This is a genomic window from Streptomyces sp. NPDC002788, from assembly GCF_053592115.1.
The window spans coordinates 1-14,884 of sequence record NZ_JBSFVB010000031.1 but is presented as its reverse complement, the minus strand read 5'-3'; the positions used below and the strand labels follow the sequence as shown (position 1 = coordinate 14,884).

Genomic DNA, 14,884 nt, shown 5'->3' with positions numbered 1-14,884 from the left:
CGACCGGAGCGGTCGAGAGCGAGCCCGCCGTCCAGCCCCCAACTCCATTGCCCTCGCGAGCCGTTAGATCGCCGTTCTCGCCGCATCTCCCGCGAACCGAAGCACAACCCTTTGGGCACCCTGCGGGTCACACCATGCAGGAGCAACCACCTCGAAGAGTTGCAAGGGGGAAATATGAGATTCACCCGTTCCGTCCTGGCCGCCTCCGCCGTGGCGGCACTGTCGCTGGGGACCATGACCGCCCTGGCGTCACCGGCCTCCGCCGCGCCCAACACCACGCCGCAGAAGGTCTGCGGAAGCGGCTACAAGACGGTCAACTCGGCGGCCGTCGGCTCGCTGGGGACCGTCTACCTGACCTACAACGCCTCCAACGGCCGGAACTGCGTCGCGACCATCCGCAACAACCCGGGCAAGGCCGCGCCCATGTCCGCCTGGATCTCCGTCCCGGACACCGGGGAAAGTCAGTACGACGAGGGGCTGTTCACCTCGTACGCCGGTCCGACGTACGTCTACGGCAAGGGCCACTGCGTGGACTGGGGTGGCAGCATCAACAACACGTACGTGCAGGTCTACGGCTCCAACTGCGGGGCCCTGAAGGAACACCGGGTCACCTTCACCCGCTGACCCCCCTCCAGCCGGGTCACCGCGCTCCCCCGCCGCGCGATCGCGGGGGACCGGGTGGCCCGGCTTCTTCGCGCGGGATCGCGCTCGTGAACGAGGAGCGGACCAAGGTGGGCTGCAGCGGCACACTCCGGCGCGCGGCCGCCGAGGCACCCTCCCAGCGGTCGCGCTGCCCGGGAATGCTCCAGTCAGGGCTCGTCATCGTGACGAACTCCACTAGGCCACCACCCCTTTGGCCCGATTCACACAGCTTCCATCGTGATCATGTAGTCCGATCTTCTCCTTATAGTTGCCTGGCCCTCACCAAGAGGTGGGTTATGTGCAGGTGAAGGGAGGAAGAGTGAAGAAGCGTCTTGTAGCGACGACCGCGTCGCTGGCACTTTGCTTGTCACTCACCGTTCAGTCGGCCGAAGCGGCCCTGGACGACGGCAGTGCCGACGGGCTGCAGCAGCTTGCTTCGGGCCAGGGGGGCGCGGGTGATCGCGCGGAGAGCACCGAAGCGACGAGCGAGACGGCGGCCAGACTGGCCGCCGTCCTCCAGGGGAAGCGCGTCGAGGTGCTCTCCGCCCGGACCGAGGACTCGACGACCTGGGCGCTCCCTGTCGCCTCTGCTACGGCCGCACAACTGAAGAGACCGGCCTGGTGATTTCCCCCAATACCCAGCGCGACGCCGACACCATCGCCGTCCGCGACAGCGAGAATCGGGTCGAAGTCTTCCACCAGCTGCGCAGCAGCGAGGCACCGCAGACGTTCACCTACCAGGTCGATCTGCAGGAAGGGCAGGAGATCTCCGCCGTTTCCAACAACACGGTGATGATCGCGGACGGGCAGAGCAACCTGGTCACCTTCCTCAGTGCCCCCAGGGTTGTTGACGCCGAGGGCACCGAAGTCCCCGTGACGATGAAGGCGGCCGGGACAGGCATCGAGGTTTCCCTCGCCCCCGCCGCCGGGCAGACGCTCGCGTTCCCGGTGCTGCTCGACCCGAGCGGAGCAAGCTACGACGTGACTCCCTCCGAGGCCTCGACGAAGCCAGAGAAGCGATGCGCGGCACACCACGCGCCTCGGTCTGAGGGGTCCTTGCACTATGCCCGCCCGGGTCGCGTGGTCTGGCACCGCGCCTCGCCGCGTTGCCGAAGTGCCCAGGCAGCTCGCTACCAGGGCCCTCCGGCGCCTTGCGATGCACGGCACCAGACCACGCGACCTGATCGGACGCTCATAGTGCAAGGACCCCTGAGTGCCGGCGGGCGGAGCCACGGAAGCGATCCTCGGCTCCGCCCGCGGTGCGGATCACCGGATCGCCGCCGCACAGGACACCGACATCTTCTGGGTCGTGGGAGCGGTGGTCGCGACCACCGCGGCCGGACCGGCGGCCAGTACCCGCGCCATGAGCGTGATGGTCGCCGACGTCGAGGGCCATCGCCTGCCCTGTCGGCACCGGGGTGGTCCGCTCGGTCCGTGCCGGCGAGACGGTGCCGGGCCGACGTCGGTCGTCGGGCCGACCGCCCGGCCCCCAGTGTTGGCGCCGGTCCGGGCCGGGGTGCACTCGGCGTTCGCTGGGGATTCCACCGAGAGCACCGCGGGTCAGCCGGGGGGCACCACGGGCCGGCGGGCTTCATGGGGAGCGGCCGGTTCGACGGGGCGGAGCTCGGCGAAGGCGTTCGTCATGTCATCGGCGTCGAGGAGGACGCGAGCGGCGTGGTGGCGGCGCGGGCCCAGCGCTCGGGCGAGAGGCGGGAGAGCCGGTGTCCGACGCCGGGCCCGAGGCCGACTTGCCGTGGAAACGCCCTGTCGGCGCCCACTGCCCAGCATGCTGTACGCAGCAAGCTCACGCCCTGGGCGATGAACTCATGGAACACGCCTGCGCACGGTGCCCGCACCGAGCCCACTGCGCACCCGCCTCTGCCGGGCGCTGGACGGGTGGCAGTCGACGGATCACGTCAGCCCGGAGAGGACGCCCCTCTCGGAAGCACGGGGTTCTCCAACCCGGCGGCGATCTCGCGCAGGTCCTTCAGCAGTGCGTCACGGAACGCGTCGTCGAGCCGCGCCTTGAGCACGGTGACGCTGATGGGCGCCCGAGGGCGAACCCCGACCCGTTGCGCGTCACCATGCCGGCCGCTTCCAGGGCGGCGCACAGATTGCCCGTCGAGTGTCCCCGCTCAACCTGCGCCCGGGGCCGGCGCTGCGAAGCCGGTCCGCCCCGTGCGGGGGCGCGCTCGTGGCGGTCAGGCGGCGGCCGAGGCCGCCGGTCCGACGAGCTCGGAGAGCACGTCCTCCATGGTCACGAAGCCGATGACCTTGCCGCCCTCCCCGACGACGGCGGCGAGATGGCTGCCCTCAGCGCGCAGGGCGGTGAGGGTGTCGTCGAGCGGGGTGTCGATGCGCACCCGGGTGACCTTGTGCAACGTGGTGCGCGGGAAGGGGGCGTCGCGGTCGGTGACGCCGAGGGTGTCCTTGATGTGCAGGTAGCCCAGGAGGGCGCCGTCGGGGCCGGTGACCGGGAAGCGGGAGAAGGCCGCCTCGGCGACCAGCCGCTCCAGTCGGGCCGGGGTGATCGTGTGGTCGACGGTTCGCATCCGCTGGGCCGGGACCAGGATCTCGCCCACCGGCCGGGTGCCCAACTCCAGCGCGTCGCGCAGCCGCTCTCCGTCGGCGGGGCTGAGCAGCCCGGCCTCGCTGGAGTCCACGACCATGCGGGCGAGCTGGTCGTCGGTGAAGACCGACTCGACCTCGTCCTTCGGCTCCACGCGCAGCAGCTTCAGCAGGGCGTTGGCGAAGGCGTTGATGCCGAACACGAACGGCTTGAGCGCCCGGGTCAGCGCCACCAGCGGCGGGCCGAGCAGCAGCGCACTGGGCACGGGAGCGGCGAGTGCGATGTTCTTCGGGACCATCTCCCCGATCAGCATGTGCAGGTAGGTGGCGAGCGTCAGTGCGATGACGAAGGCGACCGGGTGCACGAGGCCGTGCGGGATGTGGACCGCCTCGAAGGCGGGCTCCATCAGATGGGCGATGGCAGGCTCGGCGACCGCGCCGAGCACCAGCGAGGAGACGGTGATGCCGAGTTGAGCGGTGGCCATCATCGCCGACAGGTGCTCCAGCGCCCACAACGTCATCCGGGCGCGCTTGTGGCCCGCCCGGGCGCGCGGTTCGATCTGGCTGCGGCGCACCGAGACCAGGGCGAACTCGGCACCGACGAAGAACGCGTTGGTCAGCAGGGTGAGGGCGCCGATGGCGAGTTGCAGCAGGGTCATCGGGCCTCCTCCAGGAGCCGGACGGCCGACGAGTCGGCCGGTTCGGTGATCCGTACGCGGTCGGCGCGGTGGTGATCGACCTCCACCACGTCGAAGTGCCATCCGTCGAGGTCCACGACGTCCCCCTTGACGGGGATCCGGGCCAGGCGGGTGGCGATCAGTCCGGCCACGGTCTCGTACGGGCCTTCCGGCGCGGTGAGTCCTATGTCCGTGAGCTGGTCGATGCGGACGCTGCCGTCCGCCTCCCACACCGCGCGCCCGTCCGGCGTCGCGGGGGCGGGTACCAGGTCGGGCACCTCGACGGGGTCGTGCTCGTCGCGCACCTCGCCGACGACCTCCTCGACGATGTCCTCCACCGTGGCCACGCCCGCCGTACCGCCGTACTCGTCGATGACCACGGCCATGGTGCGGTGCGCACGCAGCCGCTCCAGCAGCCGGTCCGCGGTAAGGCTGTCCGGGACCAGCAAGGGCTCCGTCGCAAGCTCGGTGACCTGCGTAGCGGCCCGCTTCTCCGGCTCCAGGGCGAGCACGTCCCGGATATGGACCGTGCCGACCACCTCGTCCAGGCTGTCGCGGTAGACCGGGAAGCGGGACAGGCCGGTCGCGTGGCTGAGATTGGCCGCGTCGGCTGCCGTCGCGTGCACCTCCAGGGCCTTGACGTCGACCCGCGGCGTCATCACGTTCTCAGCGGACAGCTCGCCCAGATGCAGGGTCCGTACGAACAACTCCGCCGAGTCCGCCTCCAGAGCGCCCTCGGCAGCCGAGTGCCGGGCCAGCGCGCCCAGTTCGTCGGCGGTGCGGGCGGATGCCAGTTCTTCGGCCGGCTCCAGACCCAAGCGGCGTACAAAGCGGTTCGCGGTGTTGTTCAGGTGCCCGATGAAGGGCCCGAACGCGGCCGTGAACGCGCGCTGCGGGCCCGCGACCACCTTGGCGACCGCCAGCGGCCGGGAGATCGCCCAGTTCTTCGGCACCAGTTCGCCGACCACCATCAGCACGACGGTGGACACCACCACGCCCAGCACGGTCGCCACCGAGGAGGCGGCACCGCCCAGACCCATCGCCCGCATCGGGCCGCGCAGCAGCGCCGCGAGGGACGGTTCGGCGAGCATGCCGATCACCAGCGAGGTGACGGTGATGCCCAGTTGGGCGCCGGACAGCTGGAGCGTCAGGCGCCGTACGGCCTTCAGCGCACCGTCGGCGCCGCGCTCGCCCGCCTCGGCGGCGCGCACCAGTTCACCGCGCTCCACGGTGGTCAGCGAGAACTCGGCCGCGACGAACACCGCGCAGGCCAGCGTCAGCAGCAGAGCGATCAGGAGCAGCAGGATTTCGGTCACCGTGCCACCCCCGCTCCCTCAGTGGCCGCATGGCGCGGACGGCGTGCAACGGCACGGCTGCTACTAGCAGGATCACCCATCGGGGGACCGTCGCTCCTTCTCGAACGCGTAGGAAGACAAGGTGTGGCAGCAGGATGGCCTGCTTCTACACCAACTGTAAAGGAGCCGCAAAATTCCAGGATCTTCACGGAGACAGGCAACGGCAGCGGGAGAACGGCCGATACGTCAAGGCACTGGCACTTGTCCAGCGCAGGAACCCGATTTCGGCCTTTCCCGAAGCGACTGCTCGGACCGTGCTCCTCGTCACCTCCGGCCCCCCTATGCTTCTACTCGTTTGTAGAAAGCTCGCGCGGGCCGGGACTCGCGCACCCTCGGGCGGGCGGCACCGCCCTCATGGAACACACGCACGTTCAAAAGGAGTGGACGCCACCATGGTGTTCAAACGACTGCTCGGCTCGCTCGGTGTGGGCGGCCCCACCGTCGACACGATCCTCGACCCGGGTCCCGTCCGGCCCGGCGGCACGCTCACCGGACAGGTCCACCTGAAGGGTGGCAGCGCCGACTTCGACATCGAGCACATCACCCTGGAACTCGTCGCGCGGGTCGAGGCCGAGCACGGCGAAGGGGAGAGCGAGGGCGTCGTCGCCTTCGACCGGTTCACCGCCGGAGGCGGTTTCCGGCTCACCGAGGGCGAACAGCGCAGTGTGCCCTTCAGTGTGACGCTGCCATGGGAAACCCCGATCACCGAGCTGTACGGCCAGCCCCTGGGCATCGTGCTGGGCGTGCGCACCGAACTGTCGGTGGCGGGCGCCAAGAACAAGGGCGACCTCGACCCGCTGACCGTCGGCCCGCTGCCCGCCCAGGAAGCGATCCTCGAAGCCCTCGGCCGGCTCGGCTTCGGCTTCAAGTCGGCCGACCTGGAGTACGGGCACATCGGCGGCACGGGGCAGCAGTTGCCGTTCTACCAGGAGATCGAGATCACCCCGTCGCCGCAGTACGCGCACCAGGTGAACGAGATCGAGGTGACCTTCCTGGCCAACCCGGGCGGCATGGAGGTGGTCCTGGAGGCCGACAAGCGCGGCGGCTTCCTCTCCGGCGGCCACGACGCGCTCACCCGCTTCACCGTCGGCCACCACGACTCCCGTGACTGGAACGCGGAAGTCGAGAACTGGATCCGCCAGTTGGTGGAGCACCGGGCGTCGCACGGCTCCCACGGTGCGTACGGCCACGGTGACCCGTACGCCGGGCACGGGCACGGCGGGCCCTACGGGCACGGCGACCACCACCGCTCCGGCCCCGGCATGGGTACCGCCGTCGCCGCGGGCGCCGCCGGACTCGCGGTCGGCGTCGTCGGCGGCATGGTCGCGGCCGAAGTCGTCGACGAGGTCGGGGACTTCTTCGAAGGCGACGAGGAGGACGAGGGCTGATACGGGGCCCCGGCAGGGGGCAAAGGATGCGCGAGCAGGGGGCGGGCGGACACACCGCGCCGCTCCCTGCTGGTAACTTCTACATCAATGTAGAAGCGGGGTTGCCCGGAGCCCTCCGGTCCGGGCAGCCCCCCGACGCGTATGGAGTTCTCATGGCCCTGTGGGACCGTCTCAAGGAGTCCGCATCGACGATGCAGACCCAGCTCATGGCGAAGAAGAACGACCTGAAGAGCGGCGCCTTCCGCGACGCGAGCATGGCCATGTGCGCACTGGTCGCCGCCGCCGACGGCACGGTCGACCCGTCCGAGCGGCAGCGCGTGGCGCAGCTCATCGCCACCAACGAGGTGTTGCAGAACTTCGACGCCGATGACCTGCGCCGCCGTTTCGAGGACAACCTCGGCAAGCTCACCGCCGACTTCGCCTTCGGCAAGGTGAGTGTGCTGCAGGAAGTCGCCAAGGCGAAGAAGAAGCCCGCCGAGGCGCGCGCGGTCATCCAGATCGGCATCGTCATCGGCGGTGCCGACGGCGACTTCGACAAGGACGAGCAGGCCGTGGTCCGCGAGGCGTGCTACACCCTCGACCTGCCGCCGCACGAGTTCGACCTCTGACCCACCCGGGCGACGCGGCGAGTGCCGGCCCTCCGGGGCGCCGGCCCGCCGCACCCCGGTGAGAACTGGAGGAGTGATGTCGCACGCCGGCCGCCCCCCGAAGCGGAGCTCCCTACGGCATCTCCGCACGGCCGCGGTCCTGGCCAGTGCCGGGATGCTGGTCGGTATCGTGCTCTCCGCCCTCCCCCAGGAGCCGATCCCGCTGCCGTTCCGCGCCGGGCACCACCAGGACCGGAACGCCGGAACCGCACCCGTCACCGACGAGGCCCGAACCGTCTTCCGTCTCGTGGAGGGGGCAGGGATCCCCGTGGAGGACGCGGTGCTCTACGTCCACGCGGATGAGGACCCCGACGGACTCCTGGGTGCGGACGGCGGCTGTCGCAGCAAGCTGACCTTCGAGGACCGCCGGATCGACGGCGGCACGGTCGCCGTACCCGATCCGGGCAGCGTCCACCTCGGTGGCGCGATCGAGGTGTTCGCCGGTGCGGACGCCGCCCGCGCCCGGGCCGAGAGCCTGCACACTTCCGCGTTCCGCTCGCCGGTCCGCGCCGAGCACACCTACCTCAAGGGCCATGTGCTGCTGCGCTTGTCCCCGTACCTCGCCGAGAGCGCGGCCGACGCCTACGCCGCCGCCCTCGATGCCACCGAGGTCGTCCGGCCGCCCGCCCGAAGCGACACGGCGGACGCCTGACCCGCACTCAACCGGCTCGCTCCCTCACCGGAGGGCGCCGGGGTCGAGGTCGGTTCCCACGACCAAGGTCACGACGCCCGCGGCAGCCTCCGGGTCCCGCCTGGGCCGCACGTCGGGCAGCCGGGAGGCGAGGACCTCGGCCTGGGCGTCCAGGCCCTGCGGATGGCCGACCGTGGTGGTGCGGGTCTCCTGCGGGGCGTTGCCCGTACCGACGACCGTGAACCCGGCCTCGCGCAGCTTCTCGGCGACGGCGGCGGCGCGGCCGGAGATACCGGTGCCGTTGAGGACCTGGACGCGCACCGAGGACGCGTGGACGGGATCCTCGGCATCCGCCTGGAGCCGCTTCTTGTCGACCTCCTGATCCTTGGCCAGGGAAGTGAACAGGTCGACGGCCTGCGGATACTGCCACACGAGGTTGGCCTTGTCGGTGGGCACATCGGCCTCGCGCGGGTAGTTGGGCACGGTGAGGAACGTCAGGCGGTCGCTAGGGATGCCCTTGAGCTCGGAGGCGAGTCCGTACAGCGGCTTGATGCCGGCCAGGCCCTCGTCCGTGGTCAGGGACTTGGTGGCGGACTGCAGGAAGCCGTACAGCGCGTTCGGGCTGGTCAGCTTGGACTGCGCCTTCTCGGCCAGCGCCTGCATGAACTCCTGCTGACGGCCGATACGCCCGGTGTCGGAGCCGTCGCCGATGCTGTAGCGGGCGCGCACGTATCCGAGCGCCTCCTCGTCCCTCACGGTCTGACAGCCGGCATCCAGGTCCAGGTGCGCCTTCTCGTCGTGGATGGCCTGTTCCGGGCAGACCTCGATGCCACCAAGGGCGTTGACCATGCCCTTGAAGCCCTGGAAGTCGACGGACATGAAGTGGTCGATGCGCAGGCCGGTGTTGGCCTCCACCGTCTTGATGGTGCAGGACGCGGCCTCGGCGATCTCGCCCCCCGTGCCGCCGATCGCGAACGCCTCGTTGATCTTGAAATGGTGTGGTGCGGACGTGGCGCCGTCACCCATGTCACATGCCGGTATCTCCACCCACGAGTCACGCGGGAACGACACGACGGTGGCCCATTTCCGGTCGGCGGGGACGTGCACGACCATCAGCGTGTCCGACTGCATGGTGGTCAGGCCCTTGCCGTACTTCGCGTTGTCGCCGTCGCGGCTGTCGGATCCGACGACCAGGATGTTCTTCGAACCAGGGCTGAGGTTGACCGGGCGGTTGCCGCCGAGCTTGTTGTCGAGGTCCGCGGCGTGGATGTTGTCGTCCAAGTCCTGGTAGACCCAGGCACCGATGCCCGCGGCGCCGAGGACGAGTGCCGAGCACGCCCCTGCGCTCCACATCAGGACCCGGCCCCGCCGCGTCAGCCGCACCTTCCCCGCTCCCTCGGGAGCGTGCCGCCTCCCCGTACCGCTCATTGACGCCACTCCTCGCCCTCCGTCGCACCGCCTGTCGCGCTCGGGCGCCCAGACCCGTATCCACCGAACGGCTGAACTCTACATCGCTGTAGAGATACGGCGGGAACGCGCCGGGGGGGTTCATCACGCCGGGCCGGCACGGCCGTGACTCGACGCTGAACACACGTGCACACGCGGATGACTTGGAACAACGAGCGTGAGCAGCAGCAACGGCACGGGGACGTCAGCCAGGACGTCTCGGTTCACAGGGGAGTGGCCGCGCGCAGGATGAGGACCATCGTCACCGCGGAGTTCGCCGACGACATCGCCGAAACAGCGGTCCCGGCGGCAGCACCCCACGCCGCCAGACCCACCGACGTGAACACGGACGGCCAGCTGCGCACCGTGGGAGCCGGACCCAGCAGGGCGGCCACCCGGCGCGGCACCGGACCCGGGGCCGCGAAGCCCGCCAGTGTGGCCACCGGGGTGCCCCGGGACACCAGGGCGGCCTTGCCGATCGCGCATGCCACCGTCCGGCGGCTGCCCACTTTTCGGGCCGCCTCCTCGTCGGCCCATCGTTCGGCCGTGTACGACACCGCCGTACGCAGCGGCCGCAGGAAGGGATTCGCGCGAGCGGCCAGTTGGACGGCGAGCAGGAAGCGGTGGTGCCGGGCAGCAAGGTGGGCCCGCTCGTGGGCGAACAACGCCCGACGCTCGGCGGGTTCGAGGCAGTCCAGCAGGGCCGTGGTCACCACGACGCGGTCGCGACCACCGCCCGGCAAGGCGTACGCGTACGGGAGGTCATCAGGCAGTACGGCGACCTCCGTGTCCGGCAGCCCGCCCAGCGCCCGGTGGGCACTTCGGCGTACCCGGCCATGCCGCCACAGCGTCCGCCCACAGGCGACGAGCACTGCGCACAGCGCGGGAATGGCCGCCTTCCCGACGACCTCGTCGTACGGCACCGCCGCCCGCACCTCGGGGTCCGACCAGCCGTCGGGCAGGGGGTTGCCGGGCAGTTGGGCGGTGCCGACCACCATGACAAGGCCCAGGCATACCGTGCTGCACGTCGCCATCACCGCCGCCAGTCCGGTCAGCAGCCGGGTCGCGGTACGCGGGTGCAGATGCTGCTCGGCGAGGCGCGCGATCGGCCACGCCGTCAGGGGCAGCACGAGCGGCAGAAAGACGAACACCCCCATGCGGCTTCAGTCTTCCCCTTCGTTTCGGGACTGACCCAGCAGCCCACGCAGCAGACGTTCGTCGTCCGGATCGAGGCCGGTCACGAAGCTGGCCAGCACGGCCTCGCGGTCCATCTCCGAGTCCAGCACCTTACGCATCCGCCGCGCGGCCAGGCCCGCCTGGTCCGAGGCGGGTGTCCAGGCGAAGGACCGCCCCACCCGCTCACGGGCCACCGCGCCCTTGCCCAGCAGCCGGGTCAGGATGGTGATGACGGTCGTGTAGGCGAGGTCGCCGCCCAGGCGCTCCTGCACCCAGCCCGCCGTCGCCGGGCCGCCCGCCTCGCGCAAGGCCGAAAGAACCAGCGCCTCCAGCTCACCCTGCCCCCGCCGCCGGGGACGCTGCCGGTGCTCCGCCACGCCCTGCCTCCCTTCTGCCGCCGTCCGTCTCCCGCGCGGACATCGTATAGACGGCCGTGGTCGAGCGGTCACCACTCACCGCAGGCCCGAGCGCCTCGGCCGGGAACTCCCGGGAAAACCAGGGAGGGAAGGGAGGCATTCCGCAACACCCAGCACGATTGCCCGGGCCGGCAGCGGCGCAGGTCACGCCCAGGCAGCCACCGGCAGGAACGAACTGTCCTGCCGGAACAGATCCGTTCCGTTCGAGCGCTCCACGCGCAACTGGTAGGCGTAGTGGCGCAGGTAGTACCCAGGGTAGTTGTACGACTCGAAGCGGACCGAGCCCGAGGCCGTACCGGCCCGGAGGACGAACGTGGCGTCCCTGGCGAAGGTGCTCGTGCCGTCGTTGGCGTCGAAGCGGGCGCGGAAGTCCCAGTGGCGCAGGTAGTTGCCGGCCGCGTCGCGGAAGGAGTAGCCGCTGCCGTCGGCCAGGCCGGCGACGACCGTGAAGGTGGCGGCCCGCTTCTCGGCGGTGGTGCTGGAACTGCTGACCACGGGCAGGTTGAGCAGCGAGGACTGCTGCTGCCAGTAGCGGGTCGAGTAGTTCGCCGACCGGAAGGAGCGCGTGACGTTCTTCGCCAGGCTCGGGCCGCCCGCGACCGTCTCCTTGACCACGGTGAAGTGCCGTGCCGTGCCGGAGATCCCGGGCAGCGCGGCCGGTGCCGTCCAGGTGGCGAAGGTGTCGTAGCTGTCGCTGTAGTAGTAGTTGCCGTCGCCGTAGCCGTCGAAGAAGATCCGCCAGCCGCCGTTGTCGAGCCGCACCAGGGCCGGGCCCTCGCGGTAGCTGCCCCAGCCGGCCCAGTCGCCCGTCCTGCGGATCGTGTAGGGGCCGGTGAGGTTCGAGGCGGTGGCGTACTCGATGTACTTGGTCGTCTCGTTCTTGGGGAAGGCGTGGTACGTCGAACCGATCTTCACGATGAAGGTGTCGATGTGGTTGGCGCCGATCCCGGACAGAACCACCGGTGAACTCCACGCCCTCAGCGCCGAGTCGGTGGCGCGCAGGAGGTACGGCGTGAAGATCCACTCGTCGTTCGTGGTGGAGCAGGACACGATGATGCTCACGCTGCCGTCGCTGTCGACGAACCACTCGGGCGCCCAGGCCCGGGAGAGATTCGCGACGGGGACGGTGTAGTCGTACAGGAACGTCCAGTTGAGGCGGTCGGAGCTGCGGGCGAAGCCGATGGTCGTGCTGGTGTCCTGCCAGGTGTGCGTGGTGTAGGTGGCGTAGTAGTAGCCGTCGGTGTGTCTGATGACGCTCGCGTCGCGGATCCGGTTCGCGGGCGGGGTGTACGCGGAGGAGCGCAGCAGCCGGAAGTCGGTGGCGTCGTCCGACTGGTAGACGTTGACGGTGCCGTCGTCGCTGTTGAGGAACGGCACGATCGTGTAGCGGGTGGCCGAGCCGTTCGGGGGCGCGGCGGCCAGGGCACTGCCGAGCAGTCCGGGCGTTTCGCCGAGCAGGACCGCCGAGGCGGGCAGGGCGGCCAGGGCGCGCAGCAGGGTGCGGCGGGACGGGGCAGCGGGGTGTGGAGTCACGGGTGGCTCTCCCTCGGACACCATGGATTCGAAATACCGAACGAAGTTCGGAAACTCGATCGAGAAGTAGGGGCTCAGAACGTAAAGGCGGGCCCGAGGGGCGTCAATGGTTTGAACAGGAGCGGATGTGCCCAGTGGGTAGATGTGGCCGCCGGCGGGTGAACGTCCACTCCGGTCGTCGGCATTCCGCCAGCGTCCACCGGACGTTACCGTTCGGTAGAGAAGCCGCTTCCGGAGGTGTCCGTATGACGCTCGACCGCGCCGAAGGCCTGGCGGAGACCGCCCGGGCGCTGGCCGCCGGGGAAGTGACGTCCCGGGCTCTGGTCGAGCGGACGCTGGCGCGGATCGAGGCGACGCAGGGCAGCATCAACGCCTTCCGGCTCGTGCGGGCCGATGCGGCGCTCGCGGAGGCCGACGCGGCCGACCGGGAGCTGGCCGCGGGCGCGGGAGACCGGCCCTCGAACGACGGGCGCAAGCCGCTGCTCGGCGTCCCCGTGGCGGTGAAGGACGACATGGACGTGGCCGGCGAGCCCACCGCGTTCGGCTGCTGCGGCGAGTTCCCCCCGGTCACCGAGGACGGCGAGGCGGTGCGGCGGCTGCGCGCCGCCGGGGCCGTGATCGTCGGCAAGACCAACACCTGCGAGTTCGGGCAGTGGCCCTTCACCGAAGGACCCGCGTTCGGCGCGACCCGCAACCCGTGGAACACGGATTACACGCCCGGCGGTTCGTCGGGCGGCTCGGCCGCCGCGGTCGCCGCCGGTCTGGTGCCCGCCGCGCTCGGCTCGGACGGGGCGGGCTCGGTGCGGATCCCTTCCGCGTGGACTCATCTGGTCGGCATCAAACCGCAGCGCGGCCGCATCTCCACCTGGCCGCGCGGCGAGTCCTTCCAGGGCATCACCGTCAACGGCACCCTCGCCCGCACGGTCGCCGACGCGGCCCTGCTGCTCGACGCGGCGAGCGGCAACCACGCCCAGGACCCGCACCGGCCCCCGGCCCTCGACGTGTCCCGGGCCGTCGGCCGCGACCCCGGGCGGCTGCGCGTCGCCCTCTCCCTCGAGCCGCCCTTCACGGCGGTGCCCGCCCGGCTCCTGCCGGAGGTGCGGGCCCGGGTCGTCGCACTCGCCGAGCTGCTGGCCGCGTTGGGCCACACAGTCGAGGAGGCGGACCCGCCGTACGGGCAGATCGGGCTGACGTTCGTGCCGCGCGCCACCGCCGGGATCGCCGAGCGGGTGAGTGAGGCGCCCTTCCCGGCGCTGCTGGACCGGCGCACCCGGGGCGCCGCCCGGCTGGGCCGGCTGCTCGGCGGGGCCCCGCTCCGGGCGGCCCGGCGGGCGGAGGCCGTGCTGCACCGGCGTATCGGCGGGTTCTTCACCTCGTACGACGTCGTCCTCGCGCCCACCACCGCGGCTCCCCCGCCCCGGATCGGCGCCCTGCTGGAACTCAGCGGCTTCGCCACCGACCGGGCGATGATCGCGGCCTGCCCGTACGCCTGGCCGTGGAACGTGCTGGGCTGGCCGGGGATCAACGTGCCCGCCGGTTTCACGCCGGGCGGCCTGCCGGTGGGCGCGCAGTTGCTGGGCCCGGCGAACAGCGAGCCGCTTCTCGTGCGGGTGGCCGCGCAGTTGGAGGCGGAGCTGCGCTGGTCCGAGAAGTGGCCGCCGCCGGTCACGGCACGTTCCGCCGCCGCCTGAACGACCGTACGCTGTCCTCACGGCGGACGCGTCGATGGTCGGGCTCGTGGGACGGGTCACCGGAACGGTGGGGCCCGGGCTGGTCGGCGAGGTGATCGTCCGCGTGCGCGGCGGCGCGGAGCACTTCCTCGCCCACCCCGCTTCCGCGGCGGACCGCATCGAGCCGGGCACGGTCGTGATGGTGGTCGAGGCCACGCAGGTGCGGGGCGAGGCGGCCGCGCAGGCGACCCGGGCCACCGGTGAGGCCGAGGCGACGGCGGCGCAGGCCAGGGGTCTGGCCGACGCCCAGGCGGCCAAGGCCAAGGGACTCGCGGAGGCCGAGGCCATCAAGGCCCGCGTTGCCGCCCTCGCCCAGAACCAGGAGGCCGTCGTCGCCCAGCAACTCGCCGAGAACTGGCCGGAGATCGTCAAGGCGGGCGCGTCCGCTTTCGGCAACGTCGACAACATGGTGCTGCTCAACGGCGCCGACGGCATGGCGGACATGTTCGCCAAGGCACTCACCATGGGCGGCACAGGGCTGGGCCTCGCCCGGCAGCTGCTCGCGTCGATGGACCGCGACGGGCAGGCACCCGTCGAGGGCTCGCCGCTCGACGGGGCGGCCCGGAAGGTGCCGATGGACGAGAAGTGACCCGAAGGGCGTGAGCACGGGGGCCGACGGTGAAGCGGGTGAGCGCGTCGTGGCCGCCGGAGAGGAAGCCGCCGCGCTTGTCGGCC

General features: G+C 71.0%; 12 protein-coding genes and 1 pseudogene. 7 read left to right on the top strand and 6 right to left on the bottom strand.

Going from position 1 to position 14,884, the window contains the following annotated elements; translation table 11 throughout:
• Positions 1–174 precede the first annotated feature (174 nt).
• Both ACWD1U_RS35835 and ACWD1U_RS35830 read left to right on the top strand, forming a co-directional pair.
• Positions 175–624 carry a spore-associated protein gene (locus ACWD1U_RS35835; protein ID WP_451113548.1) on the top strand — a complete coding sequence of 150 codons (450 nt, stop codon included), beginning with the start codon at positions 175–177 and terminating at the stop codon, positions 622–624.
• A gap of 337 nt (positions 625–961) precedes the next feature.
• Positions 962–1,267 (top strand): hypothetical protein, encoded by a 306-nt coding sequence (locus tag ACWD1U_RS35830; RefSeq protein ID WP_451113547.1) that lies wholly within the window; start codon positions 962–964, stop codon positions 1,265–1,267.
• Between the two features lie 1,576 nt (positions 1,268–2,843).
• Here ACWD1U_RS35830 and ACWD1U_RS35825 read toward each other — a convergent pair.
• A complete protein-coding gene (locus ACWD1U_RS35825; protein ID WP_451113546.1) occupies positions 2,844–3,869 on the bottom strand; it encodes a hemolysin family protein in 1,026 nt (341 codons plus the stop codon).
• On the bottom strand, positions 3,866–5,203 hold the full coding sequence (locus ACWD1U_RS35820) for a hemolysin family protein (protein WP_451113545.1): 1,338 nt from the start codon (positions 5,201–5,203) through the stop codon (positions 3,866–3,868). Before ACWD1U_RS35820 ends, ACWD1U_RS35825 begins: the two co-directional genes overlap by 4 nt.
• Before the next feature lie 431 nt (positions 5,204–5,634).
• On the opposite strand from ACWD1U_RS35820, the gene ACWD1U_RS35815 reads away from it, so the two are divergent.
• From ACWD1U_RS35815 to ACWD1U_RS35805, 3 genes are all read left to right on the top strand, one after another.
• On the top strand, positions 5,635–6,630 hold the full coding sequence (locus ACWD1U_RS35815) for a sporulation protein (protein WP_451113544.1): 996 nt from the start codon (positions 5,635–5,637) through the stop codon (positions 6,628–6,630).
• 152 nt (positions 6,631–6,782) lie between these two features.
• Positions 6,783–7,238, top strand: a complete 456-nt coding sequence (locus tag ACWD1U_RS35810) for a tellurite resistance TerB family protein (RefSeq protein ID WP_451113543.1) — start codon at positions 6,783–6,785, stop codon at positions 7,236–7,238.
• A gap of 76 nt (positions 7,239–7,314) precedes the next feature.
• Positions 7,315–7,929, top strand: a complete 615-nt coding sequence (locus ACWD1U_RS35805) for a hypothetical protein (RefSeq protein ID WP_451113542.1) — start codon at positions 7,315–7,317, stop codon at positions 7,927–7,929.
• 24 nt (positions 7,930–7,953) lie between these two features.
• Here ACWD1U_RS35805 and ACWD1U_RS35800 read toward each other — a convergent pair whose 3' ends face one another.
• From ACWD1U_RS35800 to ACWD1U_RS35785, 4 genes are all read right to left on the bottom strand, one after another.
• On the bottom strand, positions 7,954–9,336 hold the full coding sequence (locus tag ACWD1U_RS35800; protein WP_451113541.1) for an LCP family protein: 1,383 nt from the start codon (positions 9,334–9,336) through the stop codon (positions 7,954–7,956).
• Positions 9,337–9,578: 242 nt separating this feature from the next.
• A complete protein-coding gene (locus tag ACWD1U_RS35795; protein WP_451113540.1) occupies positions 9,579–10,511 on the bottom strand; it encodes a M56 family metallopeptidase in 933 nt (310 codons plus the stop codon).
• Positions 10,512–10,517: 6 nt separating this feature from the next.
• Positions 10,518–10,907 (bottom strand): BlaI/MecI/CopY family transcriptional regulator, encoded by a 390-nt coding sequence (locus ACWD1U_RS35790; RefSeq protein ID WP_451113539.1) that lies wholly within the window; start codon positions 10,905–10,907, stop codon positions 10,518–10,520.
• Positions 10,908–11,090: 183 nt separating this feature from the next.
• The gene (locus ACWD1U_RS35785; RefSeq protein ID WP_451113538.1) at positions 11,091–12,503 is read right to left on the bottom strand and encodes a glycoside hydrolase family 43 protein; all 1,413 of its coding nucleotides are present in this window, start codon (positions 12,501–12,503) and stop codon (positions 11,091–11,093) included.
• 221 nt (positions 12,504–12,724) lie between these two features.
• Between ACWD1U_RS35785 and ACWD1U_RS35780 the strand changes: the two genes are divergently transcribed.
• Together ACWD1U_RS35780 and ACWD1U_RS35775 are read left to right on the top strand one after the other, a co-directional pair.
• Complete coding sequence (locus ACWD1U_RS35780; protein WP_451113537.1) at positions 12,725–14,170, top strand: amidase; 1,446 nt, start codon at positions 12,725–12,727, stop codon at positions 14,168–14,170.
• A 187-nt stretch (positions 14,171–14,357) separates the two neighbouring features.
• Positions 14,358–14,798 (top strand): annotated as a pseudogene (locus ACWD1U_RS35775) (flotillin domain-containing protein); the annotation flags it as partial.
• Between the last annotated feature and the right edge of the window lie 86 nt (positions 14,799–14,884).

Coding starts and splice junctions, on each gene's coding strand:
- ACWD1U_RS35835 (WP_451113548.1), top strand. CDS start 175: ATGAGATTCACCCGTTCCGTCCTGGCCGCCTCCGCCGTGGCGGCACTG.
- ACWD1U_RS35825 (WP_451113546.1), bottom strand. CDS start 3,869: ATGACCCTGCTGCAACTCGCCATCGGCGCCCTCACCCTGCTGACCAAC.
- ACWD1U_RS35815 (WP_451113544.1), top strand. CDS start 5,635: ATGGTGTTCAAACGACTGCTCGGCTCGCTCGGTGTGGGCGGCCCCACC.
- ACWD1U_RS35810 (WP_451113543.1), top strand. CDS start 6,783: ATGGCCCTGTGGGACCGTCTCAAGGAGTCCGCATCGACGATGCAGACC.
- ACWD1U_RS35805 (WP_451113542.1), top strand. CDS start 7,315: ATGTCGCACGCCGGCCGCCCCCCGAAGCGGAGCTCCCTACGGCATCTC.
- ACWD1U_RS35800 (WP_451113541.1), bottom strand. CDS start 9,336: ATGAGCGGTACGGGGAGGCGGCACGCTCCCGAGGGAGCGGGGAAGGTG.
- ACWD1U_RS35795 (WP_451113540.1), bottom strand. CDS start 10,511: ATGGGGGTGTTCGTCTTTCTGCCGCTCGTGCTGCCCCTGACGGCGTGG.
- ACWD1U_RS35785 (WP_451113538.1), bottom strand. CDS start 12,503: ATGGTGTCCGAGGGAGAGCCACCCGTGACTCCACACCCCGCTGCCCCG.
- ACWD1U_RS35780 (WP_451113537.1), top strand. CDS start 12,725: ATGACGCTCGACCGCGCCGAAGGCCTGGCGGAGACCGCCCGGGCGCTG.